The sequence below is a fragment of the Nocardioides montaniterrae genome, assembly GCF_054782655.1.
Genome location: NZ_BAAGSB010000005.1, coordinates 136,699 through 162,367 on the forward strand (window position 1 = coordinate 136,699; position 25,669 = coordinate 162,367).

Sequence of the window (25,669 nt, forward strand, 5' to 3'; positions counted from 1 at the left end):
CGCGATGCACGCATGGTCCGACATGGACGAGGCCATCCGCGAGGGTGTCCGGGACTGGATCGAGAAGAACTTCACCCCGGTCCGCGACCAGGTGGAGACGGGCGAGCTCCCGCCGTTCGACCTGGCCCGCCAGCTCTTCGCCGACTTCGGTCTCGACGTGATGGCGGCGGACGCCGTCGACAAGCTCCTCGCCTCGGAGCGCAAGCGAGCCGAGCGCACACCCGAGGAGAAGGCCGCCCGTGCGGCCGAGAAGGCGGCGAAGCCCAAGGGTGGGTCCGGCAACCCGCTGGCAGCCATGGAGGGCGCCGACTCGATGGGCGCCGTGCTGCTCAGCGAACTGGCCGGCGTCTCCTTGGGCACCGTCGTCTCGATGGGTGTCTCGCTCGGCCTGGGCGCCGGCACCATCGCCACGAAGGGCACGCTCGAGCAGAAGGAGCGCTGGCTGAAGAAGATCGTCACCGCCGAGCACATCGCGGCCTGGGCGATCACCGAGCCGGAGTCCGGCTCGGACGCCTTCGGCGGCATGAAGACCTCCGTCAAGCGCGACGGCGACGAGTTCATCCTCAACGGCCACAAGACCTTCACGACCAGCGGCCCGTACGCCGACGTCATCGTCGTCTACGCCAAGCTCGACGAGGGCGACGGTACGCCGATCCGCGACCGCCAGGTGCTCACGTTCGTCCTCGAGAAGGGCGACCCCGGCCTGATGCAGAGCAAGCCATTCAAGAAGATGGGCATCATGTCCTCGCCCACCGGCGAGCTCACCTTCGACAACGTGCGCCTCGGCATGGACCGACTGCTGGGCGGACCCAAGGCCCTCGACCGGTCCGACCGGGCCAACGACGGCCGCGAGAGCGCGCGGGCCAACTTCGTCGTCGAGCGCATCGGCTGCGCGATCCTGTCGCTGGGCATCATCAACCAGTGCCACCGGCTCTCGGTCGACTACGCCAAGACCCGTGAGCTCTGGGGCAAGCCGATCGGTGACTACCAGCTGATCCAGCTCAAGCTGGCGAAGATGGAGGTCGCCCGCCTCAACTGCCAGAACATGGTCTTCAACGCGCTCTCGCAGCTGCGCGCCGGCAAGATCCCGACGCTGGCCGAGGCCTCGGCGATGAAGCTCTACTCCACCGAGGCGGCCACCGACGTCGCCATGGACGCGGTCCAGCTCTTCGGCGGCAACGGCTACATGGCCGAGTACCGCGTCGAGCAGCTCGCCCGCGACGCCAAGTCGCTGATGATCTACGCCGGCTCGAACGAGATCCAGGTGACCCACGTCGCCAAGGGCCTCCTCGGCGCCTGACCGGATCGTCCCCACCCACCCCCTCCCAGGAGTAGTCACGCCATGGCACGCCAGCCCTACGAGCTCGGTCTCGGCATCACCGAGGAGCACATCGACCTCGCCAACGCGGTCGCCGACCTCGCCGAGAGCGTCCTGTCCACCGACGCGATCCGCTCGATCGTCGACGCCAAGGCGACGGAGAAGTTCCCACCGTTCTGGAAGGCGCTGGTCGACTACGAGCTCCTCGGGCTGCACATCTCCGAGGAGCTCGGCGGGTCGGGCGGCGGCCTGACCACCCTCGCGGTCGCCCTCGAGGCGCTGGGTCGCCACGCGATCCCGGGAGCCTTCACCCCGACCGTGCACGCCTCCGCGCTCATCCAGGCGGCCGGCGGCACGGTGACGTCGTACCTCGCCGGGCTCGTCGACGGTACGTCCATCGCGGCCGTCGCGCCCGAGGCGGCCGTCCTGCCGACCGCCTCGGCCGACGGCTCCGGCCTGACGGTCAGCGGCACCTGGGACGGCATCGCCGCGGGTGACGTCGCCGACCTGTTCGTCCTGCCGGTCAGCCTCGACGGCGCGGTCCGCTGGGTGGTCGCCCAGGCAGACGAGCTCACCGTGACAACACAGGACAGCGCCGACGTGCTCCGCGGAGCGGCGCGGGTGACGGCCGCCGACCTGGTGGTCCCGGCCGACCGCGTCCTGGACGGCCTCACCGCCGAGCGGGCCCGTTCGATCTCGGCGGTCGTCCTGGGTGCCGAGGCGACGGGCGTCATCGCCTGGTGCGTCGCGGCCGCGTCGGAGTACGCCAAGATCCGCGTCCAGTTCGGCCGCCCGATCGGCCAGTTCCAGGGCATCAAGCACAAGTGCGCGTGGATGGGCATCGCCCTCGAGCAGTCGCGTGCCGCCGTCTGGGACGCCGCGACCGCGATCGACAAGGGTGACGACACCGCCGACTACGCCGGTGACGTCGCCGCCGTCGTCGTACCGGATCTCGCCGTGAAGGTCGCGCAGGACTGCATCCAGGCCCACGGCGGCATCGGCTTCACCTGGGAGCACGACGCCCACCTGTACTACCGACGGGCGCTCGCGCTCCGTGCCGCGCTGGGCACCCGTGAGGCCCGCGCGCTGCGGGTCGCCGCCTCGGCCCTCGCCGGGCACGTGCGTACCCTCGACATCGAGCTCCCGCCCGAGGCCGAGGCCATCCGGGCGGAGGTCCGTGCCGCCCTCGACGAGATCAAGACGATCCAGGACGAGGACGAGCGGCTCGCCGCACTCGGCGACGGCGGCTGGGTGCTGCCCTACTTCCCGAAGCCCTACGGCCGCGCCGCCGGCCCCCTGGAGCAGATAGTCATCGCCCAGGAGCTCAAGGCGACCGGCATCGACGTCCCGAGCCTGCTGATGGGCATCTGGGCGCTCGCCTCGATCGTCGGCTACGGCTCCGAGGAGCTCAAGGAGGAGTTCGGCCTCCCGACGCTGCGCGGTGACGTGATGTGGTGCCAGCTGTTCTCCGAGCCGGGCTCGGGCTCCGACCTCGCGTCGCTGCAGACGAAGGCGACCAAGGTCGAGGGCGGCTGGAGGATCAACGGCCAGAAGATCTGGACCTCGATGGCGCAGTTCTCCGACTGGGGCATCCTCATCGCACGCACCGACCCGACGGCCCCCAAGCACCAGGGCATCACCTACTTCCTGCTCGACATGAGCAAGGAGGGTGTCGACGTACGCCCCCTCAAGGAGATGACCGGCTCGGCGCTCTTCAACGAGGTCTTCTTCGACGACGTCTTCATCGAGGACAAGTACGTCGTCGGCGAGGTCAACGACGGCTGGAAGGTCACCCGTACGGCACTCGCCAGCGAGCGGGTCGCGCTGTCGGGGAAGATGGCGGCGTACGCCAACGACGGCGACCTGCTCCGCTTCGCGAAGGGCCAGGAGCTCTCCACGGTGGCGCGCTTCCAGGTAGGCGAGCTGCTCGCGGAGTCACAGGCGATCGACGTGATGAGCAACCGGATCGTGCTCAAGCAGCTGCTCGGTGCCGACAGCGGCACGACCGCCAGCGTCAACAAGCTGCTCGCGATGAGCATCAGCCAGAAGATCGCCGAGTTCATCACCGCGGAGCTCGACGTCGCCGGCGCCTTCTCGGTCCCGGGCGCCCGGACCGACCACGCCCTCGAGCAGCTGCTCGGCGGTCGCGCGACCACGATCTACGGCGGCACCACCGAGGTGCAGCTCAACCTGATCGGTGAGCGGATGCTCGGGCTGCCGCGCGATGCCGAACCGAAGGGGGCCTGATGCTCGCCCACGAGGTCCACGGCTCCGGCGAGCCGCTGGTCCTGGTCCACGGGCTCACCCACCGCCGCCAGGCGTGGTACCCGTTGCTCGACCACCTGACCGCGCACCGCACGGTCGTGCTGTTCGACCTGCCCGGGCACGGCGAGTCGCCCGACCTCGTCGTACGCAACGGCGACGTGCAGGCAACCCTCCGCGAGGACCTGACCGAGGCGATGGACGCGCTCGGGCTCGATCGCCCCCACATCGCGGGCAACTCCCTCGGCGGGCGGATCGCGCTCGAGGCGGCCGCCGACAACCTGGTGCGCAGCGCCACGACGCTCTCGCCCGCCGCCTTCTGGCACGGCAGCTACGACTTCGCCTACATCCGTGGCCTGTTCACCTGGCTGACCGCCAGCGCGCAGCTGCTCGCGCCGATCGCGCCGCGCATCGCCCGGTACGACGCCGGCCGCCGCGTGATGGGCGCCGTCGTCTCGGCCCACCCCGAGCGCATCCCGGCCGACGAGTTCCTCGGCGACCTGGACGGCATGCGTCGCGCCATCCCTGCCATGAAGCAGATCTTCCCGGCAGCCGAGGTGTTCGACCGGCCGATCCCCGACGACATCCCGGTCACCATCGCCTGGGGCGCCCGCGACCTGATCCTGCTTCCCTATCAGGCACGCCTCGCCGAGAAGCGGCTCCCACGGGCGACGCACGTCCGCCTCGCCGGGTGCGGGCACGTCCCGATGGCCGATGATCCGCGTCTCGTCGCGCGTGTCCTGCTGGACGGGAGCAGCGCCGGCGAGCAGGCTGATGCCTCGTGATCCAGAAGTTCCTCCACCGCGCGTCCCTCGAGGCGCGATCGCTGGCAGCCATGGGCCGCGCCGGCGTGCTCCCGCTGACCGCGCCGCACACGTTCCCGCGCGTCGTCCTCTCGATGCAGAAGTACGGCCCGTTCGGCGGTGCCGTCCGGGCCGCGGCGGCGCACCACGGCCCCTACCCGGCCATCGCCGACGAGCGCGGCGAGATCACCTACGCCGACCTCGAGGAGCAGGTCTGCCGGCTGGCGAACGCCCTCCGGTCGACGTACCGACCGGGACAGACCGTGGGCATGCTCTGCCGCAACCACCGTGGCCCGCTGGTCGCGGCGTTCGCGGCCTCCCGCGCCGGACTCAACACGGTGTGGCTGAACACCGCCTTCTCCGCCAACCAGGCGCGCGAGGTGATCGAGCGCGAGGGCATCGACCTGCTCGTGTGCGACGTCGACCTCGGCGCAGCCGCGGAGGGCCTGGAGCTTCCCGTCCTCTGGACCGACATCACCCAGCCCGAGGACGACCTGACCCGGCTCGCGGCCACGGCCCCGGCCGACGTACCTCCCGCACCGGCGAAGCCGGGCCGCATCGTCCTGCTCACCAGCGGCACCACCGGTACGCCGAAGGGCGCTCCCCGCACGGAGCCCAAGGGCTACACGCTGCCCGGGGCACTGCTCGACCGGATGCCTCTGCGCTCGCGCGGCGCGACGGTCATCGGTCCGCCGCTCTTCCACGGCACGGGCCTGATCATGACCATGCTGACCTTCGGCCTCGGCTCCAAGGTCGTGCTGCGCCGCTCGTTCGACCCCGAGGGCTTCCTGGCCGACATCGAGAAGCACCAGGCGACCGGCGCCTGCGTCGTGCCCGTCCTCCTGCAGCGCGTGATCGCGCTCCCGCGCGAGGTCACCGAGCGCTACGACACCTCCTCGCTGGTCGCGGCGTTCTGCAGCGGATCGGCCCTGCCCGCGGCGGTGTCGAAGGAGTTCCAGGACCGCTTCGGCGACGTCATCTACAACCTCTACGGCTCGACCGAGGTCTCCCTGGCCACCATGGCCAACCCCGACGTCGTGCGCTCCCACCCCACGTCCGTCGGTACGCCGATGCTGGCCGCCCGGGTCGCGCTGCTCGACGACAAGGACCAGCCGGTCGCCCACGGCGAGCGCGGGCGCGTCTTCGTCGGCACGGTCACGCCGTTCGAGGGCTACACCGGCGGCGGCCACAAGCAGATCGTCGACGGCATGCTCGCCACCGGCGACGTCGGCCACTTCGAGGGCGACCTGCTCTACATCGACGGACGCGACGACGACATGATCGTCTCCGGCGGTGAGAACGTCTTCCCGCTGGAGGTCGAGGAGCTGCTGATCTCCCACGACGCGGTCCGCGAGGTCTGTGTCCTCGGCGTCGACGACGAGCAGTTCGGCAGCCGCCTGCGCGCGTTCGTGGTGCTGAACGACGGCGCCTCGCTGTCCGCCGACGAGGTCCGCGAGCACGTCAGGGAGCACCTCGCCCGCTACAAGGTCCCGCGCGACGTGATCTTCCTGCCCGAGCTTCCGCGCAACCCCACCGGCAAGGTGCTCAAGCGCGAGCTGGTGACCTGGAGCGCGCCCGCCTGAGGGTTCCGGGCACCACCACCGGGACGTCCGGCCAGCTCGACGTCCGGCTCGACAGCGCGGTCAGTCGAACCGGATGAGCTGGCGCAGCGCCCGTCCGTCGGCGAGCTCGTCCAGCGCGACGTTGATGTCGTCGAGGGTGATCCGCGAGGACACCAGCTCCTCGAGCGGAAGTCGCCCGGCGCGCCACATCTCCACGAACCGCGGGATGTCGCGCTCGGGCACGGCCGAGCCGAGGTAGCTCCCGATGAGGGTGCGCCCCTCGGCCACCAGCGCGAGCGGTGAGATCTCCAGCCGGGCGTCGGGCGCCGGCAGGCCGACCGTGACGGTCCGACCGCCGGGCGCGGTCAGCGCGATGGCCGTCTCCAGGGCGGCGGGGTGCCCGGCCGCCTCGATCACCACCCGGGCCTTGAGGCCGCTGTCGGCGACCTCCGCCGGAGTCAGCGCATGGGTCGCGCCGAGCCGGATCGCGGTGGCGAGCTTCTCGGCGTTGAAGTCGACGGCGACGGCCTCCACGCCGTCCAGGGCCAGCGCGGTCAGCAACGCGGCCATGCCGACGCCGCCCAGACCGACGACCGCGACGGTGTCGCCCGCGACCGGACGGCCGGCGTTGAGGACCGCGCCTCCCCCGGTCAGCACGGCGCAGCCGAGAACGGTCGCGATCTCGGGAGGTACGCCGGCGTCGACCGCCACCACGGAGCGCCGGTCGACCACGGCGTGCGTGGCGAAGGCCGAGACGCCGAGGTGGTGCAGGACCGGACCGCCGGGGCCGGTCAGGCGACCACCACCGCCGAGCAGCTCTCCCGCGCCGTTCGCGGCGCTGCCCGGGCCGCACGGGGCCAGCCCGTCCAGCCCGCACGGGTCGCAGTGGCCGCAGCGCGGCAGGAACGTCATCACGACGCGGGTACCGACCGGGAGGTCGGTGACGCCGTCCCCGACCTGCTCGACGACGCCGGCGGCCTCGTGCCCGAGCAGCATCGGCGTCGGGCGGACCCGGTTGCCGTCGACGACGGACAAGTCGGAGTGGCACAGGCCGGCGGCCTCGATCCGGACCAGCACCTCGCCCGCGCGCGGGGGCGCGAGGTCGAGCTCGACGACCTTCAACGGCAGCGTGTCGGCGTACGGCCGGGCCAGGCCGATGGTCTCCAGGACGGCACCACGGATCTTCATGGGTTCAGTGTGCCGCGCCCCGCACGCCGAAGAGGGCAGCCGCCTCCGACTTGCCCTTGAGCGCGATGCCGGCCCGCTCGACCAGGTCGACCTCCGAGAGCGTGGCCGGCGTCATCAGCTCGCGGGTGCGCGCCGAGATCAGCACGGTGTCGCCCGTCTGCCGCGTCGCGGACTCGATCCGGGCGGCCACGTTGACCGGGTCGCCGATCACCGAGAACTCGAAGCGCCCGGCCCCACCGACGTTCCCGGCCACGACGACGCCGGTGTTCACGCCGATCCCGACCGAGAGGTCGCTCCCGAACTCGTCCTCGGTCGCGGCCGCGATCTGGAGCGCCGCCCGCACCGCACGGTCGGCGTGGTCCGGCGTACGACGCGGCGCGCCGAACACGGCCAGCAGGCCGTCGCCGACGAACTTGTCGACGTGACCGCCGTTGTCGCGGATCAGCGGGACCGCGCGCTCGAAGAGCCGGTTGATGGTGGCCACGACCTCGGCGGCCGCGGTCCGCTCGGCGAATCCGGTGAAGTTGCGGATGTCGATGAACATCACCGACACCTCGATCTCCTCGCCGGCGAGGTTGGTGCCCTCGCGCAGGATGTGCTCGGCCACCGCCGGATCGACGTACGTGCCGAACGCCTCGCGGATCTGCTCGCGTTCGGCGAGTCCGGCCACCATCTCGTTGAAGCCCGCCTGGAGCCGGCCGATCTCGGTGCCGTCGTAGACGGGGACGCGGGTGTCGAACCGGCCGGCGCCGACCGCGACCATCGCGCGAGCGACCCCGACGACCGGGTCCGCGGTCGCCCGCGCCGCCAGGAAGACCGTCTGCAGGCCGATGACCAGACCGGTGCCGGCAAGCACGACGACGGCGATCGCGAGCTGGTGCAGCGTCACCTCGGACGGCGCCAGGGTGCGTACGCCGAGCACGACCGCGCCGATGAGCGGGATGCCGCTGCCCAGCGCCCACGCGGCCAGGCTGCGTACGGCGACGCCCTGGCCCTTGCGCAGCTCCGCCGGCGGGATGCCGGCCAGCGCGCGACGTGCCAGCGGGCGGGCCAGGCGCTCGGTGAACAGGTAGGCCGAGGCGGCGGTGACAGCGCCGGTCAGGAAGACGATGACGAACACCCACAACCCGCGCTCGACGTTCCGCACGGCCTCGAAGATCGCGAACGCCGTGGCACCGCCTGCCCAGAGCAGCACCTGCAACCAGAACAGGCGCAGCGGCAGGCCCAGGACGTAGCGGCGCGTGCGGGCGTCGGCCGGCGCGCCGCTCCTGAGCCACGCCATCAGCTTGCGGTGGCGCCGCAGCCCGACGAACAGGCCGATCGGCACGGCGACGAGCAGGTACGCCGCGGCCGCGGCGACGTGCGCCCACCACGGCACCTCGTGGTCCCTGGGCAACGGGATGACGACCAGCGTCAGCACGAGCACGACGGCGGTGCCGATCACGTTGACACCCACGACCACGGTGGCGATGACGAGGCGGAGCACCCGACCGATCGCACTGTCCGACATCTTCGCCATGGCGCGGATCCTTCCATCAACCCGCGTCCCGAGCCGCAGGACACCTCGACGACCTTCCTGATCGTCGGTGAATCCGCTGACCGGGCCGGAGCGCGCCCTCAGCAACCAGTGCCAGAGGCCACTGCTGAGTACCCTCAGCCAGTGACCGTCTCCCCCGCGAAGCTCCCGCGCGACCAGCGCGAGTCGCTGTTGCTCGACGCGGCGCGCGAGGAGCTCGGAGCGAAGGGCTTCGCCGGTGCCTCGCTGGGAGCGATCGCGGCGCGCGCCGACGTCAGCAAGGCGCTGGTGCTGAGCTACTTCGGCTCCAAGGACGGCCTGTACGCCGCGTGCGTGCAACGTGCCGGCGACACCCTCGCGCCGCGGATCGAGGAGGTCATCAACCGTCCCTCGCCGCCGGGCGAGATGGCGCTGGCGACGCTGACCGCGATCTTCACCGGGCTGGAGGGCCGCCAGCAGGACTGGAACGTGCTCAACGACCGCACCGTCCCGACCACCGGCGACGGCGCGAGGGCCGGCCGGGCCCAGCGGCGCCTGATCGCCGACCAGGCCGCCCGGGGCATCGCCGCGCTGAGCGACTTCGCCGAGCTCGAGGACGACGACCGTGACCTCCTCACGGCAGTCTGGATGGGAACGGTGACCGCCGTGGTGAACTGGTGGCTGCGCCACCCCGACCGCACACCCGGCGAGATGGCCGTGCGCTGCGAGCGAGTTCTCGGGAGGATCTTGTGAACGAAGGGAATCCGGATGCCCCAGCTGAGCACGCGTGACGGCGTACACCTCCTCGACCTGACCGCCGACGAGACCAACCCCGAGAACCGCTTCACCGAGCAGTGGATCGTCGACGTCGGCACGGCGCTCGACGCCGTCGAGGCGGCACCGGCCCCACTCGTCGCGCACGCGACGGGGAAGTTCTTCTCCAACGGCCTGGACGTCGCGTGGGTGATGGCCAACCCCGACGGCCTCCCGGCGTACGCCGGACGCGCGGAGGCCCTCTTCGCACGCTTCCTCACCCTCGGGGTACCGACGGTGGCGGCGCTGAACGGGCACGCGTTCGGCGCGGGCGCCCTGCTCGCGCTGTGCTTCGACTGGCGTGTGCAGCGCGAGGACCGTGGCTTCTTCTGCCTGCCCGAGGTCGACATCAAGATGCCGTTCACCGCCGGCATGTCGGCGCTGTGCCAGGCCAAGCTGAGTCCCCGCACGGCCGTCGACGCGATGACGACGGGCGCCCGCTTCGGCGGCGCCGACGCCCTCGCTGCCGGCATCGCCGACGGCGTCGCCGGCGAGGACGACCTGCTCGACGCCGCGGTCGCGAAGGTCGCGCACCTGCAGGGCAAGGACCCCGCCACGCTGCACACCATCAAGTCCACGATGTACGCCGACGCCGTCCGCGCCCTGACCTCCGCGGGCCAGTGACGACCACCGTCGGCGAGGCGATGCTGCACCACCCCACGGTGCATCCTGCCGACCTGAGCGTCGCCGCGGCGCGGGCCACGTTCGACGCCCGCACCAAGACACACCTGCTGCTGCTGGTCGAGGACGACGTCCTGGTGACGACGCTGACCCGCGACGACCTGCTGGCCGAGGTCGACCCGACCTCGCCGGCCGCACGCCTCGGCACGCTCGAGGGCCGGACCGTCACCGCCGACCGACCGGTCGAGGACCTCCGGGCGTCGATGGCCGCGACCGGCCTCCGACGCGCCGCGGTCGTCGACGAGGACCTGCACCTGCTGGGCCTGCTGTGCCTGAAGAAGACCCGCCAGGGCTTCTGCACCGACGAGGGCGTCGCCGCCTGGCGCGCCGACAGGGAGCGATCATGACCATCTCCTACGACCGCCGCGGTCGCGGTTCACCCATCGTCCTGGTCCACGGCATCGGCAGCCGCTGGCAGGTGTTCGAGCCGGTCCTGGACCTGCTCGCCGAGCAGCACGACGTCATCGCGGTCGACCTGCCCGGCTTCGGCGCGAGCCCGATGGTCGCCGGCGTCGTGCCCGGCGCGCAGGGGTACGCCGAGTGGCTGGCCGGATGGCTCCCGACCATCGGCGTCGACCGGCCGCACGTCGTCGGCAACTCGATGGGCGGAGGAGTCGCGCTGGAGATGGCGAAGGCCGGCACCGCCGCGCGCGCGACGGCGTTCTCCCCCATCGGCTTCTGGGGCCGCAGCGGCACGCTCTGGGCCCAGGGGTTCGTCACCACGATCCGCGGTCTGGCGAAGGTCGGCGGCGCTCCGCTCGACCGGGCGACCGAGATCGCCCCGCTCCGCAGCGCCCTGGCCGGCGGCCTGTACGGCCGACCGGGTCGACTCCCTGCCGAGGTCCTGCGCGGCGACCTCGCCGGGGTCAAGGGTGCGACCGCGTTCGCGGAGGCGCGGGCCAGCTTCACCGGCTACGCGTTCACCGGCCCGGTGCAGGCGCCGGTGACGATCGCCTGGGGCACCCGCGACGTGCTGCTGACCCATCGCACGCAGAGCCGGCGGGCACGTGCCGCGCTGCCGGAGGCCAACCACGTCGACCTGCCCGGCTGCGGGCACCTGCCGTTCAACGACGACCCGGAGCTGTGCGCGCGGACCGTCCTCGAGGCCTGAGCGCTACTTCATCACCATCATCAGCGGCCAGCCCAGGACCTGGCTGCCCCAGGCCACCAGTCCGTTGAAGCCGGTGATGCCGGCGCGGTCGAGCACGTGCGCGGCCGCGTAGGAGATGCCGATCGCGGCGTACGCCACGAAGCCGACGACCACCAGGACCACGACGGCGAGCTCGCGCGTCGACGGCTCCCTCCGATCGCGTTGGGACGACATGGTGTGCGGGTCCTCCGTGTTGGTCTGCATGGACATGACCGTCTCCTTTCGAGTGCTCACAACGAACCGAGGATCTTCTGGGACTCGAGCAGGCCTTCGTCGCTCGGTGCGCGGCCCGCGCCGAACACCCGCTCGTGCTGCTTGGCCCGCCACGCGAGGTGCGCCTCGGCGGGCGCGTCGAGGCCGTAGCGCTCGCGGGCCTGCCCGGGGGTCAGGACCTCCGGGCTCAGCGGGGCCACCCCGTGCAGCACCGGCGCGACGATCGGCACCGTGCCCTTGGAGATCCCGGCGAGGAAGAACAGCTGGGCGACGACGCTCAGGCGTGAGAGCCGGAACGCCGTCCACAGCACCGGCCGGACCGCCGCGTCGACGTACGCCGGCTGGCGGATGCCCGCCATCTCCCGCATCCACCGCGGCATCGTGCCGATCACGCCCGCACGCAGCACCTTGTTCATCGCCCACGAGACGGGGAGCATCCAGCGCGGGAGCGGCGTGACGAGCTGTCCACCGTTGAGCAGGTGCCGCATCGCCTCGATGGCGATGGGCGAGGCCGAGAGCTGCGGTCGCATCTGCTCGAAGTACGCCGCGACGCCCTCGCGGGTGCGCGGCACGTCGGCCGGGTCGCAGGTCTGCAGCTCCGCGGCGACCGCGCACTCGGCCCAGTACTGCTCCTCCTCGGCTGCGCTGAGGCGGCCGGGGCCGTAGCGCTCGTAGGAGTAGAGGATCGAGTGCCAGGCAGTGAGGTGGATCCAGAGCTGCGAGTGCGGTGCATTGGCGTCGTAGGTCCCACCGGCGTACGGCTCCGTGCCGATCGCCTTGGAGTGGATCTTGACCAGGACGTCGGCGGCCCGGGCGGTCTCCTCCGAGCCGCCGAACGCGACCATCGAGAAGTAGCGCAACGTGCGGTCGTAGCGGGTCCGCGGGCGCTTGTAGATGTCCCGCGTCTTGTCGACCGCCGCCACCAGGTCGGGGTCGAGCTCCTCGACGACGACCGCGCGGATGAAGCCGACGGTGAGCGAGGTCGGATAGCTCCAGACCTTCCAGGTCACCGAGTCCGGGCCGAAGAAGCCGTAGTCGGCGGCCGGCCGGGCGTCGCTGCGCTTGAGTCCCATGAGTGGTCCCTTCTCAGGCGGTGGCACGCGGACGCATCGCGCGCCGCAGCACCGGGGTCTTGATGAGGGCCGGCGTCACGCCGTTGCCGAGGGCCATCAGTCGTACGGCGGCACCGGGCACGACCACGCGCCTGCCGCGCTCGAGCCCGCGGATGCCGGCATCGGCGACGGCGCCGACCTCGACCCACAAGGCCCGCGGCATCGCCTGCTTGATCGGCTGCTCGCCCGCGACCTTCCAGAAGTCGGTGCGGATCGGGCCGGGGCACAGCGCGGTCACGGTGACCCCACGCGGGGCGACCTCGGCGCGCAGCGCACTGCTGAAGGTGATCGTGTGGGCCTTGGCCGCCGAGTAGCCCGTGGAGTAGGGCAGGGCCTGCATGCCGGCGGTCGAGGCCACGTTGAGGACCGCGCCCCGGCCGCGCTCGACCATCGACGGCAGCACCGCCGAGGTCAGGTCGACGACGGCCTCGACGAGCACCCGGACCTGCTCGACCTCGCGGCCGCGGTCGGTGCCGCTGAAGTGGCCGCCCGTCGCGAAGCCGGCGTTGTTCACCAGCACCGAGACCTCCAGGCCCCAGCCGGCGACAGCGGCCAGCAGGCGCGCTCTGCTCGCGGCGTCGGCCAGGTCGGCGCCGACGGCGATCACCCGGACCCCGTGGTCCCTCTCCAACCGCTGCGCGACCTCGCCGAGGAGGTCCTCGCGCCGGGCGGTGATGACCAGGTCGTGGCCGCGGGCGGCCAGGCGGTCGGCCAGCTCGACGCCGAGTCCGGTCGAGGCGCCGGTGACCAGCGCGACCTCTCCGGTGCGGGGCTTCGGGATCGTCATCGGATTCCTTCTCTATCAATTCCTACGGTTGCGTAGTAATTTTCTACCTGCCCGTAGCAATCGCGTCAAGAGGAGGCCCGGAAATGGCTTCGGTTAACCTCGCCGCCATGACCAAGGCGGCCACGGCACCCCGCAAGCGGCGCGCCTACGCGCCCCGGGTGCCGATCGAGGAGCGACGTACCCAGCTCCTCGACGCCGCGCTGCGCCTCATCGCGCGCGACGGCTACACCGGCCTGACCGTCGAGGCGATCGCCGCCGAGGCGGGCGTGACCAAGCCGGTCGTGTACGGCGCGTACGCCAACCTGCCGCTGCTCCTCGGCGAGCTGCTCGACCGCACCCAGGGCGACGCGCTGGCACAGCTGCTCGCCGCACTCCCCCAGGACGGCGCGGACTCCCCGCACCTCACCGCCGACGTGACCCGCGCGTGGGCCCGCGCCGTGCGCGACAACCCGACGACCTGGGCGCCGATCCTGTTCACCGGACCGCAGTCGCCCGAGGTCGTGCGCACGCGGTACGACGCCGGGCGCGAGCAGGTGCGCAAGGGACTCGTCCACGCGATCGCCGGCGGCGCCACGCTCGACGCGCGCTCGCGCCAGAAGCTGGACATGGCCGGCCACGCGATCATCGCCGCCGCCGAGCACTTCGGTCGCGCGATGCTGGTCGAGCCGGACGCTGTCGACGACGAGACCCTGGCCGAGCTGTTCCAGGACATCGTGCGGGGCATCGCACCCCGGCGACGCCGCTGACGGACCGGCGCTACTTCCGGAGGCGGCGCCGGACCAGCCAGCCGACACCCATCGCCGCCGCGCCGGCCGCGATCACGCCAGGCCGGTTCTGCCAGCTGGTGTACTCCTCCGAGACCTGCGGCCAGGCGCGCCCGATCGCCTCGGCGGCGTCCTCCGGGGTCGCCTCGAGGTCCGCGACCGACACGGCCTCGCCGAAGGTCAGCGTGACCTTGCGCGGCAGCGGCCAGCGCCGCTTCTCGGTGCCGGTGATGGTCGCCGGCACGAGCGGCGCGCCGGCCTCGATGGCCAGGCGTGCCGCGCCACGCTTGGGGGCGCCGAGCGCGTCGCCACGGACCCGGGTGCCCTCAGGGAACAGCGCCAGCGCATCGCCGCGCGCCAGGATCGCCCGGGCCGTCTCCAGCGCCTCCGCGTCGGACTCGCCGCGGCGCACCGGGAAGTAGCCGAGCGCCAGGAAGGCCTTGGCGAAGCGGCCCTCGGCGTACTCCGCCTTGCCCATGAAGTGGACCGGCCGGCGCAGCACGAGCGCGACGAAGAACGGGTCCCAGAAGCTCTTGTGGTTGGGCACGATCACGATCGGGCCCTTCTTCGGGACGTTCTCCTTACCCCGCACGGTGAAGCCGCAGAGCAGGCGGAAGGTGAGCCCGACCAGGTTCTTGACGATGAAGTAGAACGGGCCACTCACCCCCTCCTCGCGAGCGATGCGGTGTGCCTCGGCATTCGTCATCCACATGGCCGCGATCCTCGCGGATTCACCCCGCTCACCGCTAGGGCGATAGCCTGTGCGAAGTCGACTCGTCGAGATCCCACCGCGAGTTGCCCGTACGTCGAGCAGAACCTGTGCTCCGAACGGGGTCGCCCGCCAACCTGGCGGATCATGCGATCGCAGGTGGGACGACAACCAGATAGCGACGTACTTCCCTGTGTCTACCCAGACCTCTGCCCTGACCTTCCCTGCCCTGGGCCTCCCGGACGACCTGACCGAGGTCCTCGCGGGCCTCGGCATCACCGAGCCGACGCCCATCCAGGCCGCCACCCTTCCCGACTCCCTCGCGGGTCGCGACGTGCTCGGCCGCGGCCGCACCGGCTCCGGCAAGACCTTCGCGTTCCTGCTGCCGCTGGTCACCCGCCTCTCCGGCGGCCCGCACGCCCGCTCCACCATGCCCCGCGCGCTGATCATGGCGCCGACGCGTGAGCTCGTCGGCCAGATCGAGGAGTCCCTGACACCGCTCGCGAAGGCCCACCGCCTCTCCGTCCGCACCGTCTTCGGCGGTGTCGGCCAGAACCCGCAGGTCCACGCGCTGCGCAAGGGCGTCGACATCGTCATCGCCTGCCCCGGTCGCCTCGAGGACCTGATGGGCCAGGGCCACTGCGACCTGAGCGCCGTCGAGATCACCATCCTCGACGAGGCCGACCACATGGCCGACCTGGGCTTCCTGCCCGTCGTACGCCGGATCCTGGCCAAGACCCCGAAGAGCGGCCAGCGCCTGTTCTTCTCGGCCACGCTGGACAAGGCCGTCGACGCGCTCACCAAGCAGTTCCTGACCAACCCCGTGACCCACGAGGCCGACTCGGCCCAGTCCCCGGTCGCGACGATGACCCACCACGTGCTGCACGTCGAGCGCGAGCAGCGCCTGCCGGTGCTCTCCGACCTGGTCAGCGCGCCGGGCCGCACGGTCGTCTTCACCCGCACCAAGCACGGCGCGAAGGGCCTGGCCCGCCAGCTCAACAGCAACGGCATCCCGGCCGTCGACCTGCACGGCAACCTCAGCCAGAACGCCCGCACGCGCAACATGGACGCCTTCCACGAGGGTCGCGCGACCGTCCTGGTCGCCACCGACATCGCCGCGCGCGGCATCCACGTCGACAACGTGACGCTGGTCGTCCACGCCGACCCGCCGGCCGAGCACAAGGCCTACCTGCACCGCTCGGGCCGTACCGCCCGCGCGGGCAACGAGGGTGTCGTCGTCACGCTGATGACCAGCGCCCAGAAGGGCGACGTACGCACCCTGACCAAGGCTGCCGGCATCACCCCCAAGATCACCACGGTCCGCGACACCGCGCACCCGATCCTCGAGGACATCGCCCCGGGCGAGCGGGTCAAGCTCGGCGCCTACCTGCCGCCGGTCGACCCCAACCACGGCGGTACGCCGAAGGCCGGCGCGCGCAGCGGCCAGCCGCGCCGCAAGCAGTCCGGCCAGGCCAGCCAGCCGGGCGGCGGCCGGCCCAAGTCCGGTGGCAAGCCGGCGACCCAGTCCGCCATCGGCGCCAAGCAGGGTGGCGGCCAGAGCCGCAACCGCCGGCGTACGTCGGGCGGCACGGCCGGCACGTCCGGCCAGGGCAGCAGCAGCCACAGCGCCGCGTCGTTCAGCGGTGGCGGCCGCCGCTCCCGCTGACCGGAGCACCGACGGGAACATCGGGAGCCGGCCGGGGGTTGACGCCCCCGTGCCTACGCTCTTCGATCCCCTGACCCTCGGCGCGACCGCGCTCCGCAACCGCGTCCTGATGGCGCCGCTGACCCGGATGCGGGCGACCAGCCCCGGCGACGTGCCCAACGCGCTGATGGCCGACTACTACCGCCAGCGCGCCGGGGCCGGCCTGATCGTCTCCGAGGGGACCCAGATCTCGCCGCAGGGCAAGGGCTACATGGACACCCCGGGCATCCACTCCCCCGAGCAGGTCGCGGGCTGGCGGGTCGTCACCGGCGGCGTCCACGAGGTGGGCGGCCGCATCGCCGCGCAGCTGTGGCACGTCGGCCGCGTCTCGCACGAGAGCTTCCACGACGGCGACCTGCCGGTCAGCGCCTCCGCTCTCCCCTACCGCAACCGCACGACGGTCCGCGGCGAGGACGGTACGCCGACCCGCGTCGACTGCCCGACGCCCCGCGCCCTCACCACCGACGAGATCGCGGACGTCGTCGAGGACTACCGCCGAGCGACGCGCAACGCCCGCGAGGCCGGCTTCGACCTGGTCGAGATCCACGCGGCGCACGGCTACCTCCTGCACCAGTTCCAGAGCGCGAGCAGCAACGAGCGCACCGACCAGTACGGCGGCTCCCTCGAGAACCGGGTGCGCCTGACCCTCGAGGTCCTCGACGCCGTCATCGAGGAGTGGGACGCCGAGCACGTCGGCATCCGCATCTCCCCCGTCGGCTCCTTCAACGGGCTCGAGGACGCCGACGGCGCCACCACGGGCCTGCACCTCGCCGCCGAGATCGGCAAGAGGGGGGTCGCGTTCCTGCACCTCTCCGAGCCCGACTGGGCCGGCGGTCCGGCGCTCACCGACGAGTTCCGCCGCGAGCTGCGGATCGCACACCCCGGCCCGATCGTCGCGGCCGGCGCCTACACCGCCGAGAAGGCCCAGCGTCTGCTCGACGCCGGCCTGATCGACGCGGCCGCGTTCGGCCGCCCGTTCCTGGCCAACCCCGACCTGCCGCGCCGCCTCGCCGAGGACCTGCCGCTCAACGAGCCCGACCTCTCCACGTTCTACGGCGGGGGCGGCACGGGCTACACCGACTACCCGGAGTGGAGCGCCTAGAGCACCCGGTAGTCCTCGGCGGCGAACACGGCCTGCTTGCGGTAGTCGCGGCCCAGCCGCGGCCAGTTGGTGGTGATCCGGCCGGACGCGTTGCGGTACCACGACGCGCACTGGCTCCAGACCGATCCCCCGAGCTCCGCCTGCACCTCCCGGTCGAAGGCGGCCTCGACCTCGGGAAGCACGTCGAGCGGGCGGCCGACCTCGGCGAGGCAGCGTACGAAGTCACCGAGGTAGCGGGCCTGGGTCTCCAGGAAGTAGATGATCGACCCGCCGCCGGTGTTGGTGTTCGGGCCGTACATCATCAGGAAGCTCGGGAACCCCGGCACGGTCAGGCCGTAGTAGGCGTGCGCGCCGCCGGCCCACACGTCCTGCAGGCGTACGCCGCCCACGCCGGTCACCTCGATCTCGTCGAGGAAGTCGCTCGCGCGGAACCCGGTGCCCCAGATGATCACGTCCGCCGGGTGCTCGACGCCGCCGGCGGTCTCCACGCCGGTCGGGGTGATCCGCGAGATCGGCTCGGTGACCAGGTCGACGTTCGGCTGCGTCAGCGCCGGGACGTAGTCGTTGGTGAAGAGGACCCGCTTGCAGCCGAGCGGGTAGTCCGGCCAGATCTTCTCGAACAGCCCCGGCTCGGCCTTCGCGGCCTTGCGCATGTGGCGCCGCGCCATCGCGGTGAAGCCCTTCTGCAGCGTCGGCGAGTGCACCAGCGCGATCGACAGGGACTCCGAGACGCCGTACCAGAACCCGCGCTCGGCGAGCTGGGTCAACGGCGCATGCTCGAAGACCTTGTGGTGCAGCCCGGAGAACGAGCGGTCCCAGCGCGGCGCGAGGTGCGCGGGTGTGCGCTGGAAGATGGTCATCCGCCCGACGGTCGGCTGCAGCTCCGGCACGAACTGGATCGCGCTGGCGCCGGTGCCGATCACCGCCACGCGACGGCCGGCCAGGTCGAGGTCGTGACGCCACTGCGCGGAGTGGAACTGCTCCCCGGCGAACTCGTCGCGGCCCGGGATGTCGGCGATGGCCGGGCGGCTCAGCTGCCCGACCGCGCTGACCAGGACGTCGCACTCCAGCCGCTCGCCGCCGGCGACCTCGACGCTCCACCGGCCGGTGGCGTCGTCGTACGTCGCCGCGACGACCTCGGCCTCGCACCGGACATGCCGGCGTACGTCGTACTTGTCGACGACGTGGTGGATGTAGTCGAGGATCGCGGGCTGGCGCGAGTAGCGGTGCGGCCAGCGAGGGTTCGGCTCGAAGGAGTAGGAGTAGAAGGGCGACGGCACGTCGACCGCGGCGCCCGGATAGGTGTTCTCCCGCCACACACCTCCGACGTCGGCGGCCTTCTCGAGCACGACGACGTCGTCGATGCCGAGCCGCTTGAGCTCGATGGCGGCGGCGATGCCGCCGAAGCCGGAACCGATGATCACGACGCTGGGGGCCACGATCGCCATGCTGCCAGTCGGCACGAGATCAAGGCCACGAAATCTTCGCCGTCCAAGATCGCCCGGCGAAGTTCCAGGAACGCTAGTGTGCGACGCGGTGTAGCACCTGGGGGTTCCGATCGGTGCAGCAGAGTGAGAGGGGCTTTCCATGATCCATCTGTTCGCCAAGAACTTCGCTCCAACTGCCGGCGGCGCGCGCCTCGGTGACATCCTCATCGGCGGCGGTATCGCCTCGGCGTACTTCCTCGTCACCGGGTGGCTGCTGTTCCGCGAGCTCGGCGGCAAGCCGACGCTGCTGGGCCGGCTGTTCGAGCGCCTCGGTGCGATCATCGGGCTGCCCCGCTGGGCGGCCGGCGCGTTCGTCGCGGTGCCGATCATGTCGTTCGTCGAGGGCTTCGGCGTCTACTGGGACGTCCCCACCCACATGCAGCGCGGCCGTGACGCGGGCGCGTTCACCAACCCCGGCCACTGGCCGATCTACTTCGGCCTGCTGGCGCTGCTCAACTTCGCCATCGTCATCATGGCGATGGCCAAGGACCCGCTGCCCTCGCGCACGCTGCGGCTGACCCGCACCTGGCGGGTGCCCTACAGCGCCGTCGTCCTGTTCTTCGCCGGCTTCATCGCCGTGCTCGGCTTCCCGCTCGACGACCTCTGGCACCGCACGTTCGGCCAGGACGTGACCGAGTGGGGCCCGACCCACGTGATGATGATCGGCGGCGCGATCACCGCCCCGCTGTGCCTGCCGTTCCTGCTCGCCGAGTCCCGCCAGGTCGGCGCCAAGCTGATGACCGGCCCGTGGGCCCGCTGGGCGATGCTGCTCGCCATCGGCGTCTGCATGGTGCCGTTCGCGTTCCTGATGGAGTTCGACCTCGGCGTACCCCAGTTCCCGGCGGCGACCCAGGGCATCATCTTCTGCTTCGTGATGACCTGGATCCTGCTGACCGGCCGGCTCTGGTTCGGCCGCGGCGGCGCGCTGCTCCTCGGCGCGTTCTGGTGGATCACCCACGTCTTCCTCTACCTCGTCATCGCGGCGCTGCCCGACGTCCTCACCATCCAGTTCCTGCTGGCGATCCCGTCCGCGGTGATCATCGAGGTCCTCGCGTTCCTGTGGAAGCCCGAGCGTCGCCCCGCGACGGTCCTGCCGTTCGCCGTGGTCTCGGGTGCGCTCGTCGGCTCGCTCGGCTACTACTGCGAGTGGCTGTGGTCGCACGGCCACATGCCGCCGCCGCAGCCCTTCAACGCCCACGCGCTGCCGTTCCTGCTCGCGGTCAGCACCGTCGCCGGAATCGGCGGCGGCCTCCTGGCGGTCTGGCACGTACGCCGGCTCCAGCAGATCGGCGACGACGCGACCGACCAGTCGGCGCTGCCCGTCCTCGAGCGCCCGTACCGCCGCGTCGGCCTCGCCGGCCTGCTCACCTTCCTCGGCCTGATGGTGGTCTTCGCGCCGCCGGTGTCCGGCAACCTCCCGACCGCCACCGTCCACCTCTCGAACGTCTCGACCGGCGGCAAGAGCTGCACCTCCGCCACGGTCCAGTGCCTGGCCACCGTGACCGTCACGTTCAACGGCAAGGACCCGGTCAAGAACGCGGTCTGGTTCTACGGGCTGGCCTGGCAGGGCTACTCCAACCACTCCACGGAACCGGTCTCGGTGATCCCCAAGGACCCGACCGGTCACGTCCCCGGCATCATCCGCACGACGTTCGTCGCGACCGGCAAGCCGGGCGAGTACCGCTCGAAGGATCCTCTGCCGTTCTACGGCACGTGGAAGACGCTGATCCGCGTGCACCAGCTGCCCAACACGATGATGTCCTACGCGCTCTACATGCCGAACGACCCCGCGATCTCCAGTGCCCGCGGTCGCGAGCTGCAGGTCAAGGACGGCGACGTCATCAAGCCCGGCTACGAGCCGAAGGTCCTCCAGCGCGAGCGCAAGGACTCCATCCCGGAGTGGTTCTACGCCGCCGGCAACTTCATCGTGATGGGGTTGTGGGTCGTGATCCTGTTCCTGTTCGGATGGTCCTACAACAGCGCCGCGGGCACCGCCCGCCGCAGGCTCCGGCCCTGAGCTCGCACCCGGCCGAGCGCCGTTCCCCGGGTTGACAGAAGTCACACCCGGAAACGGCCGCGTCGATGCTTGTGAAAGAATGCACATGCGGGATAACTGAAGGGTGGAAGATTCGCGCGTGGACACGACGGACGTACTTCTGATCGGTGGCGGCATCATGAGCGCCACGCTGGCCTCGCTCCTCTCCGAGCTCGAGCCCAGCTGGAACATCCGCGTGCTCGAGCGGCTCGACCGCCCGGCACGCGAGAGCTCGGGTCCGTGGAACAACGCGGGCACCGGCCACTCGGCCCTCTGCGAGCTGAACTACACGCCGCAGGCCGAGGACGGAACCGTCGACATCTCGAAGGCCGTCGTGGTCAACGAGCAGTTCCAGATCTCGCGCCAGCTCTGGGCGTTCCTGGTCGAGTCGGGTCGCATCCCGGACCCGGACGGATTCATCCACGCCACCCCGCACATGAGCTTCGTCTGGGGCAAGGAGAACGTCGCCTACCTCAAGGAGCGCCACCGCCTCCTCTCGCAGCACCCGCTCTTCGCGGGCATGGAGTACTCCGAGGACCGCGCCCAGATCGCGAAGTGGGCGCCCCTGCTCGTCGAGGACCGGGACACCGACCAGCCGATCGCGGCGACGTACTCCCGCGAGGGCACCGACGTCGACTTCGGCGCGCTGACCAAGCTGATGCTCGACTCCGTCGCCGACCGCGGCGCGCAGATCGACTACAACGCCGAGGTCAAGCAGGTCCACCGCACGATGGACGGCACCTGGCACGTCATGGGCAAGCAGCAGGGCGAGAAGTTCCACCACACCGCGAACTTCATCTTCGTCGGTGCCGGCGGCCAGGCGCTGACGCTGCTGCAGAAGGCCCGGATCCCCGAGATCAAGGGCTTCGGCGGCTTCCCGGTCAGCGGCGAGTTCCTCCGTACGACGAACCCCAAGATCGTCGAGCGCCACCACGCCAAGGTCTACGGCAAGGCCGCTGTGGGCGCTCCCCCGATGTCGGTGCCCCACCTGGACACCCGCGTCGTGGACGGCAAGACCAGCCTGATGTTCGGCCCGTACGCCGGCTTCAGCCCGCGCTACCTCAAGCACGGCTCGCTGCTGGACATGTTCCTCTCGCTGCGCACCCACAACCTGCTGCCGATGATCAAGGGCGGCCTGGCGAACATCCCGCTGACCATCTACCTGATCAGCCAGCTCATCGCGCGGCCCGCGACGAAGTTCAAGGACCTCCTGGACTTCTTCGGCGACGCCGACCCCAAGGACTGGGAGAAGATCACCGCGGGCCAGCGCGTCCAGGTGATCCGACCCGACGGCGTGCTCCAGTTCGGCACCGAGGTGATCACCCACAAGGACGGCACGATCGCCGGCCTGCTCGGTGCCTCGCCGGGCGCCTCGACCGCCGCACCGATCATGTTCGAGCTGCTCGAGCGCTGCTTCCCGACCCAGTGGCAGGGCTGGCAGCCGCGCCTGAAGGAGATCGTGCCCAGCATCGGCACGGCCCTCTCCGACGACCGGGCGATGGCCGAGCAGGTGCACACGCGCACCTCCCGCATCCTCGGCCTCGAGGCCGACGCGAAGGCGGCCGAGGCGGTCCCCGCTCGCTGACCGACGCCGAACCGGCGCGAAGCACATCATCGCGTCGATAAGGGGTACGGTTGATACGCCGTCTCGGGTGCATCTCGGGACCGCGCCTTCTGGGGGGAAGAACATCAGTCCTGCACGCCTTCCCTCACCCTGAGGTACCTCCCCCATGAAGCACAAGCTCATCTCGGCCACCGCTGCCGTCGTCACCGCCGTCAGCCTCGGCCTCGCCGCCCCCGCGCACGCGGTGAACCCGAAGTACGGCTACATCGACCACGCGGGCGCGACCCAGGTCAACGCCCTCGGTCTGATGGTCCAGTCGAACCCGACGGCCAACTCCGACATCTACGGCAGCACGAGCAAGTCCGACTCCGCGCACATCGCCTCGGCGAACGCCGGAACCGGCCTGCTCGATGCCGGCGCCGCGACCACGTCGACCACCGCGACCACGAACTCCGCCGGTGGTGTCAAGGTCGTCGCCCACGCCAAGACGGCCGGCATCTCGCTGCTCGGCGGCCTGATCAAGGCCGACGCCATCGACACGGTCAGCACCATCAACGCCGACGGCGTGCACAACCCGACCACCGCGATGACGACCTCGCTGCTGGGCCTGACCATCAACGGGAAGTCCTACCCGGCGTCGTTCGCCCCGAACAAGGGCATCCTCATCCCCGGCGTCGTGAGCATCGGCATCAACACCCAGGCCACCGGCACGACCACGAACACGGCGTCGGTCCAGGGCGCGGGCCTCAAGATCACGCTGCTGGCGAAGCGCAACGGCGCGGACGCCGGCGCGACCGTCATGGTCAACCCGATCTCGCAGCTCCTGGCTCCTGCCCAGAACCCGGACCAGCCGGGCTACGCCCTGGGCGGCCGGGCCTATGGCTCCTACGTCCACGCGGCCATCCCCAACGCGGCCGACATCAGCAGCACCCGCACGGCACAGGTCATGATGCCGACCTCCGGCACCTGGGGGAAGGTCAAGGCCAACAACGTCGCGCGCGCGACCGTCTCGGGCGTGCTGAACATCGGCGCGGTCCACAGCGAGGAGGTCGGCAGCCGTACGACGGCGGCCTCGAAGTCCTTCGAGAAGTCCACCGTCGGCTCCGTCAACCTGTTCAACGGACTGATCAAGGCCGGTGCCGTCGGTACGTCGTCACGCGTCAAGGCGACCTCGAGCGGCGTCAGCATGAGCGGCGCGATGACGTTCGTGAGCCTGACCGTCGCCGGCAAGACGATCCCGCTGGACGTCAAGCCGAACACCACCATCAACGTCCTGGGCCTCGGCACGGTGACGCTCAACGAGCGTAAGCGAGTCACCACCGGTGGCCAGCACTCGATCCAGACCACCGCGCTGCACATCGTTCTCGACACCGCCAGGGCCGGTCTTCCGGTCGGCGCCGAGGTGCAGCTCGCTGTGTCGAAGGCGATCGTCTACAAGTGATCCGCCACCCCTGAAGGGGTCACTGACGGCAGTTTCCGGGAGCCACTGACAGCCGACCCCTTCAGGAGTTGAATGTCAGTGGCTCCCGCTCTCTCTTTCGGACGGGTGCCTTCCCACCCCCTAGGGAGCTCCCCATGAAGTCACGCCTCCTGTCCGCCGCTGCCGTCGCGATCGTGGCCTCGGCCGTCGCGGCGCCGGCCCACGCCACCGTCACGCCCAAGTACGGCTACATCGACTTCGCCGGCGCGACGCAGGTCAACGCGCTCGGCCTGGCGGTGCAGTCCAACCCCACCGCGAACTCCGCGATCATCGGCACCGCCTCGCAGTCCAAGAGCGCCAACATCGCCTCGGCCCAGGTCGGCAGCCTCCTCGGCGCCGGCGTGGCGACCACCGACACCTCGGCGGTCGTCAACGACAACGGCGGCGTCACCGTCGTCGCCCACGCCAAGACGGCGGGCGTCTCCCTGCTGGGCGGCCTGATCAAGGCCGACGCCGTCGAGAGCACTGCCACCATCACCGCCGACGGCACCAACGCCCCGACGACGCTGATGACCACCAAGCTGCTCGGCCTGACCATCGGCGGGAAGGCCTACCCCGCCGACTTCGCTCCCAACAGCGGCATCCTGCTGCCGGGCGTGGTGAGCATCGGCCTGAACACCCAGGCCACCGGTACCACCGCGGACGAGGCGTCGATCCAGGGCGCGGGCCTCAAGATCACCCTCCTGGCCGCGCGCAACGGTGCCGACGCCGGCGCCACCGTCATGATCAACCCGCTCTCGCAGCTCCTCGAGCCGGCGCCGGACCCCAACGTTCCCGGCTCGCCGCTGGGCGGGACGGCGTACGGCTCCTACATCCACGCCGCGGTCACCGGGGTGGCCAACGTCGAGACGACGCACAGCGCGCAGGTCACGATGATTCCGACCGGCACCAACGGCGTGGTCAAGGCCAACAACCTCGCGCGAGTGACCGTCTCGGGGCTGCTCAACCTCGGCACCGTCCACAGCGAGCAGAGCGGTGTGCGTGACGACACCATCTCCAAGGTCAGCGAGAAGTCGACGATCGCGTCGCTGAGCCTGCTCAACGGCCTCATCACCGCCACCGCGCTGAGCACCACGTCGCAGGCCCAGGCCACCGCCGCGGGTGCGGTGACGACCGGAGGCAGCATGACCTTCCTCGGCCTGCACGTCGCGGGCAAGGCCATCCCGGTCAACGTCGCCCCGAACACCACGATCCACGTGCTGAACCTGGGCGAGGTCACGCTGAACGAGCGCAAGGTGATCAACCAGGCAGGCCTGCACTCCTACCGGACGACCGCGCTGCACATCGTGCTCGACACCGCCCGCGCTGGGCTGCCGATCGGTGCCGAGATCGAGCTCGGCGTCTCCGAGGCGAGGGTGTACCGCTGATCCTCAGCACCGCATCGATCGCGACGGGCCCGACCACACCGATGGTCGGGCCCGTCGTGGCTCTGCAAGACT

The 25,669-nt window shown here is 71.2% G+C and carries 22 protein-coding genes; 15 read left to right on the top strand and 7 right to left on the bottom strand.

Annotated elements, in window-relative coordinates; genetic code table 11:
- Nucleotides 1–4 precede the first annotated feature (4 nt).
- The 4 genes from ACYVJ3_RS10280 to ACYVJ3_RS10295 are packed head-to-tail and all read left to right on the top strand — an operon-like array spanning nucleotide 5 to nucleotide 5,966.
- The gene (locus tag ACYVJ3_RS10280) at nucleotides 5–1,300 is read left to right on the top strand and encodes an acyl-CoA dehydrogenase family protein (RefSeq protein ID WP_460852869.1); all 1,296 of its coding nucleotides are present in this window, start codon (nucleotides 5–7) and stop codon (nucleotides 1,298–1,300) included.
- Nucleotides 1,301–1,342: 42 nt separating this feature from the next.
- On the top strand, nucleotides 1,343–3,565 hold the full coding sequence (locus ACYVJ3_RS10285; protein ID WP_460852870.1) for an acyl-CoA dehydrogenase: 2,223 nt from the start codon (nucleotides 1,343–1,345) through the stop codon (nucleotides 3,563–3,565).
- Nucleotides 3,565–4,365 (top strand): alpha/beta fold hydrolase, encoded by an 801-nt coding sequence (locus tag ACYVJ3_RS10290; RefSeq protein ID WP_460852871.1) that lies wholly within the window; start codon nucleotides 3,565–3,567, stop codon nucleotides 4,363–4,365. The genes ACYVJ3_RS10285 and ACYVJ3_RS10290 overlap by 1 nt, the downstream gene beginning before the upstream one ends.
- Nucleotides 4,362–5,966 (top strand): AMP-binding protein, encoded by a 1,605-nt coding sequence (locus ACYVJ3_RS10295; RefSeq protein WP_460852872.1) that lies wholly within the window; start codon nucleotides 4,362–4,364, stop codon nucleotides 5,964–5,966. The genes ACYVJ3_RS10290 and ACYVJ3_RS10295 overlap by 4 nt, the downstream gene beginning before the upstream one ends.
- Nucleotides 5,967–6,026: 60 nt before the next feature.
- On the opposite strand, the gene ACYVJ3_RS10300 is transcribed toward ACYVJ3_RS10295, so the two are convergent.
- Nucleotides 6,027–7,133 (bottom strand): alcohol dehydrogenase catalytic domain-containing protein, encoded by a 1,107-nt coding sequence (locus tag ACYVJ3_RS10300; protein WP_460852873.1) that lies wholly within the window; start codon nucleotides 7,131–7,133, stop codon nucleotides 6,027–6,029.
- Between the two features lie 4 nt (nucleotides 7,134–7,137).
- On the bottom strand, nucleotides 7,138–8,652 hold the full coding sequence (locus ACYVJ3_RS10305) for an adenylate/guanylate cyclase domain-containing protein (RefSeq protein ID WP_460852874.1): 1,515 nt from the start codon (nucleotides 8,650–8,652) through the stop codon (nucleotides 7,138–7,140).
- Between the two features lie 141 nt (nucleotides 8,653–8,793).
- On the opposite strand from ACYVJ3_RS10305, the gene ACYVJ3_RS10310 reads away from it, so the two are divergent.
- The 4 genes from ACYVJ3_RS10310 to ACYVJ3_RS10325 are packed head-to-tail and all read left to right on the top strand — an operon-like array spanning nucleotide 8,794 to nucleotide 11,233.
- Nucleotides 8,794–9,381: a TetR/AcrR family transcriptional regulator gene (locus ACYVJ3_RS10310; RefSeq protein WP_460852875.1), complete on the top strand. Its 588-nt coding sequence runs from the start codon at nucleotides 8,794–8,796 to the stop codon at nucleotides 9,379–9,381.
- A gap of 15 nt (nucleotides 9,382–9,396) precedes the next feature.
- A complete protein-coding gene (locus ACYVJ3_RS10315; RefSeq protein ID WP_460852877.1) occupies nucleotides 9,397–10,065 on the top strand; it encodes an enoyl-CoA hydratase/isomerase family protein in 669 nt (222 codons plus the stop codon).
- Complete coding sequence (locus ACYVJ3_RS10320; RefSeq protein WP_460852879.1) at nucleotides 10,062–10,469, top strand: CBS domain-containing protein; 408 nt, start codon at nucleotides 10,062–10,064, stop codon at nucleotides 10,467–10,469. Before ACYVJ3_RS10315 ends, ACYVJ3_RS10320 begins: the two co-directional genes overlap by 4 nt.
- A complete protein-coding gene (locus ACYVJ3_RS10325; protein WP_460852880.1) occupies nucleotides 10,466–11,233 on the top strand; it encodes an alpha/beta fold hydrolase in 768 nt (255 codons plus the stop codon). Before ACYVJ3_RS10320 ends, ACYVJ3_RS10325 begins: the two co-directional genes overlap by 4 nt.
- Nucleotides 11,234–11,236: 3 nt before the next feature.
- Here the strand turns inward: ACYVJ3_RS10325 and ACYVJ3_RS10330 are convergent, their stop codons facing one another.
- From ACYVJ3_RS10330 to ACYVJ3_RS10340, 3 genes are read right to left on the bottom strand one after another with little or no spacing between them, the layout of a single operon-like run.
- Nucleotides 11,237–11,482 (bottom strand): hypothetical protein, encoded by a 246-nt coding sequence (locus ACYVJ3_RS10330; RefSeq protein WP_460852881.1) that lies wholly within the window; start codon nucleotides 11,480–11,482, stop codon nucleotides 11,237–11,239.
- 20 nt (nucleotides 11,483–11,502) lie between these two features.
- The gene (locus ACYVJ3_RS10335; RefSeq protein WP_460852882.1) at nucleotides 11,503–12,558 is read right to left on the bottom strand and encodes an oxygenase MpaB family protein; all 1,056 of its coding nucleotides are present in this window, start codon (nucleotides 12,556–12,558) and stop codon (nucleotides 11,503–11,505) included.
- A 13-nt stretch (nucleotides 12,559–12,571) separates the two neighbouring features.
- Nucleotides 12,572–13,384, bottom strand: coding sequence for an SDR family NAD(P)-dependent oxidoreductase (locus ACYVJ3_RS10340; protein ID WP_460852883.1), 813 nt, complete (start codon nucleotides 13,382–13,384; stop codon nucleotides 12,572–12,574).
- Between the two features lie 107 nt (nucleotides 13,385–13,491).
- On the opposite strand from ACYVJ3_RS10340, the gene ACYVJ3_RS10345 reads away from it, so the two are divergent.
- On the top strand, nucleotides 13,492–14,130 hold the full coding sequence (locus ACYVJ3_RS10345; protein WP_460852884.1) for a TetR/AcrR family transcriptional regulator: 639 nt from the start codon (nucleotides 13,492–13,494) through the stop codon (nucleotides 14,128–14,130).
- Between the two features lie 10 nt (nucleotides 14,131–14,140).
- Here the strand turns inward: ACYVJ3_RS10345 and ACYVJ3_RS10350 are convergent, their stop codons facing one another.
- On the bottom strand, nucleotides 14,141–14,860 hold the full coding sequence (locus ACYVJ3_RS10350) for a lysophospholipid acyltransferase family protein (RefSeq protein ID WP_460852885.1): 720 nt from the start codon (nucleotides 14,858–14,860) through the stop codon (nucleotides 14,141–14,143).
- Nucleotides 14,861–15,050: 190 nt separating this feature from the next.
- Between ACYVJ3_RS10350 and ACYVJ3_RS10355 the strand changes: the two genes are divergently transcribed.
- Both ACYVJ3_RS10355 and nemA read left to right on the top strand, forming a co-directional pair.
- On the top strand, nucleotides 15,051–16,523 hold the full coding sequence (locus ACYVJ3_RS10355; RefSeq protein WP_460852886.1) for a DEAD/DEAH box helicase: 1,473 nt from the start codon (nucleotides 15,051–15,053) through the stop codon (nucleotides 16,521–16,523).
- 49 nt (nucleotides 16,524–16,572) lie between these two features.
- On the top strand, nucleotides 16,573–17,664 hold the full coding sequence (gene nemA, locus ACYVJ3_RS10360; RefSeq protein WP_460852887.1) for an N-ethylmaleimide reductase: 1,092 nt from the start codon (nucleotides 16,573–16,575) through the stop codon (nucleotides 17,662–17,664).
- On the opposite strand, the gene ACYVJ3_RS10365 is transcribed toward nemA, so the two are convergent.
- Nucleotides 17,661–19,103 (bottom strand): flavin-containing monooxygenase, encoded by a 1,443-nt coding sequence (locus ACYVJ3_RS10365; protein ID WP_460852889.1) that lies wholly within the window; start codon nucleotides 19,101–19,103, stop codon nucleotides 17,661–17,663. The genes nemA and ACYVJ3_RS10365 overlap by 4 nt on opposite strands.
- Nucleotides 19,104–19,251: 148 nt before the next feature.
- On the opposite strand from ACYVJ3_RS10365, the gene ACYVJ3_RS10370 reads away from it, so the two are divergent.
- The 4 genes from ACYVJ3_RS10370 (at nucleotide 19,252) to ACYVJ3_RS10385 (ending at nucleotide 25,597) form a co-directional block, all read left to right on the top strand.
- Complete coding sequence (locus ACYVJ3_RS10370) at nucleotides 19,252–21,168, top strand: hypothetical protein (protein ID WP_460852890.1); 1,917 nt, start codon at nucleotides 19,252–19,254, stop codon at nucleotides 21,166–21,168.
- A gap of 118 nt (nucleotides 21,169–21,286) precedes the next feature.
- Entirely contained in the window at nucleotides 21,287–22,771 is a 1,485-nt protein-coding gene (locus tag ACYVJ3_RS10375; RefSeq protein WP_460852891.1) for a malate:quinone oxidoreductase, read from the top strand.
- 145 nt (nucleotides 22,772–22,916) lie between these two features.
- Nucleotides 22,917–24,191 carry a choice-of-anchor P family protein gene (locus ACYVJ3_RS10380; RefSeq protein ID WP_460852892.1) on the top strand — a complete coding sequence of 425 codons (1,275 nt, stop codon included), beginning with the start codon at nucleotides 22,917–22,919 and terminating at the stop codon, nucleotides 24,189–24,191.
- Nucleotides 24,192–24,325: 134 nt separating this feature from the next.
- Nucleotides 24,326–25,597 (top strand): choice-of-anchor P family protein, encoded by a 1,272-nt coding sequence (locus ACYVJ3_RS10385; protein ID WP_460852893.1) that lies wholly within the window; start codon nucleotides 24,326–24,328, stop codon nucleotides 25,595–25,597.
- Nucleotides 25,598–25,669 lie beyond the last annotated feature (72 nt).

Bases quoted from the DNA above. Each gene is read 5' to 3' on its own strand.
- ACYVJ3_RS10280 (WP_460852869.1), top strand. From the start codon at position 5: ATGCACGCATGGTCCGACATGGACGAGGCCATCCGCGAGGGTGTCCGG.
- ACYVJ3_RS10285 (WP_460852870.1), top strand. From the start codon at position 1,343: ATGGCACGCCAGCCCTACGAGCTCGGTCTCGGCATCACCGAGGAGCAC.
- ACYVJ3_RS10290 (WP_460852871.1), top strand. From the start codon at position 3,565: ATGCTCGCCCACGAGGTCCACGGCTCCGGCGAGCCGCTGGTCCTGGTC.
- ACYVJ3_RS10300 (WP_460852873.1), bottom strand. From the start codon at position 7,133: ATGAAGATCCGTGGTGCCGTCCTGGAGACCATCGGCCTGGCCCGGCCG.
- ACYVJ3_RS10305 (WP_460852874.1), bottom strand. From the start codon at position 8,652: ATGGCGAAGATGTCGGACAGTGCGATCGGTCGGGTGCTCCGCCTCGTC.
- ACYVJ3_RS10315 (WP_460852877.1), top strand. From the start codon at position 9,397: ATGCCCCAGCTGAGCACGCGTGACGGCGTACACCTCCTCGACCTGACC.
- ACYVJ3_RS10325 (WP_460852880.1), top strand. From the start codon at position 10,466: ATGACCATCTCCTACGACCGCCGCGGTCGCGGTTCACCCATCGTCCTG.
- ACYVJ3_RS10330 (WP_460852881.1), bottom strand. From the start codon at position 11,482: ATGTCCATGCAGACCAACACGGAGGACCCGCACACCATGTCGTCCCAA.
- ACYVJ3_RS10335 (WP_460852882.1), bottom strand. From the start codon at position 12,558: ATGGGACTCAAGCGCAGCGACGCCCGGCCGGCCGCCGACTACGGCTTC.
- ACYVJ3_RS10340 (WP_460852883.1), bottom strand. From the start codon at position 13,384: ATGACGATCCCGAAGCCCCGCACCGGAGAGGTCGCGCTGGTCACCGGC.
- ACYVJ3_RS10345 (WP_460852884.1), top strand. From the start codon at position 13,492: ATGACCAAGGCGGCCACGGCACCCCGCAAGCGGCGCGCCTACGCGCCC.
- ACYVJ3_RS10350 (WP_460852885.1), bottom strand. From the start codon at position 14,860: ATGTGGATGACGAATGCCGAGGCACACCGCATCGCTCGCGAGGAGGGG.
- ACYVJ3_RS10370 (WP_460852890.1), top strand. From the start codon at position 19,252: ATGATCCATCTGTTCGCCAAGAACTTCGCTCCAACTGCCGGCGGCGCG.
- ACYVJ3_RS10380 (WP_460852892.1), top strand. From the start codon at position 22,917: ATGAAGCACAAGCTCATCTCGGCCACCGCTGCCGTCGTCACCGCCGTC.
- ACYVJ3_RS10385 (WP_460852893.1), top strand. From the start codon at position 24,326: ATGAAGTCACGCCTCCTGTCCGCCGCTGCCGTCGCGATCGTGGCCTCG.